This is a genomic window from Streptomyces caeni, from assembly GCF_042678285.1.
Taxonomy (GTDB): domain Bacteria; phylum Actinomycetota; class Actinomycetes; order Streptomycetales; family Streptomycetaceae; genus Streptomyces; species Streptomyces caeni.
The window spans coordinates 1-1,157 of sequence record NZ_JBHUDX010000125.1; the positions used below are offsets into that span (position 1 = coordinate 1).

The 1,157-nt window shown below is 63.6% G+C and carries 1 protein-coding gene; it reads left to right on the forward strand.

Translation table 11 applies throughout. From position 1 onward, the window contains the following. A protein-coding gene (locus ACFSL4_RS34965) for an IS3 family transposase (RefSeq protein ID WP_381091855.1) occupies window positions 1–1,124 on the forward strand; the annotation gives its coding sequence in 2 pieces (ribosomal slippage) (window positions 1–205 and window positions 205–1,124; 1,125 coding nt annotated over the 2 pieces). This gene is flagged as partial in the annotation. Between the last annotated feature and the right edge of the window lie 33 nt (window positions 1,125–1,157).

Here is a 1,157-nt window from a genome sequence, read left to right on the forward strand (position 1 = left end):
TTGCGCGGCCAAGGCATGGCGATGGCGGATGCCGTTCGCCAGATCGGCGTTTCCGAACTGACGTTCTACCGGTGGCGCAAGCAATATGGCGGCATGAGCCGTGACCAGCTTCGGCAGTTGAAGGATCTCCAGAAGGAGAACGAACGGCTTCGCAAGGCGGTGGCCGATCTGACGCTGGACAAGCTGATCCTGACGGAGGCTGCGCGGGGAAACTTCTGAGCCCCTCGCGTCGCCGTGCCTGCATCGACCATGTTCGCTCGGTTCTGCCGAAGCGCGTGTCGGAGCGCCGGGTATGCCTCGTGCTTGGGCAGCATCGCTCCACGCAGCGGCGTATTCCTCGCGGCCGGGACGACGAGCAGCAACTGACCGAGGACATCGTTGCACTGGCCCGCCGCTATGGCCGCTACGGCTATCGCAAGATCGCCGAGCTTCTGCGCAGCCAGATGGGCTGGGTGGTCAACGACAAGCGGGTCGAGCGCATCTGGCGGCAAGAGGGGCTGAAGGTTCCAGCCAAACAACCGAAGAAAGGCCGGCTCTGGCTCGCCGACGGATCATGCATCCGCCTGCGCGCCGAGCGGCCCAACCATGTCTGGTCCTACGACTTCGTCGAGGACCGCACTCATGACGGAAGGAAGTACCGCATGCTTAACGTGATCGACGAGTTCACGCATGAGGCGCTGGCGATCCGCATCGATCGCAAGCTCAACTCCACCGACGTCATCGACGTCCTGTCCGACCTGTTCATCCTGCGCGGCGTGCCTGAGCACATCCGTTCCGACAACGGCCCGGAGTTCATCGCCACGGCCGTGCAGGACTGGATCACCGCCGTCGGGGCGAAGACTGCCTACATCGCACCCGGAAGCCCATGGGAGAATGGCTACATCGAGAGCTTCAATGCTCGCCTGCGCGACGAACTCCTCGACGGCGAGATCTTCTACACGCTCAAAGAGGCCAGGATCATCGTGGAAAGCTGGCGTCGGCATTACAAAACCGTGCGTCCGCATGGATCGCTCGGCTACAAGCCGCCGGCGCCGGAGGTCTTCATCCCGGCATTCGCGCGGGCGGCCCTGCAACCCCAACCAGCGATGCCGCCCGCGCTGGCGCCACGACCATCATTGCACTAACAATCAAATTGGACCCGTCCGTGGGGGCCGATC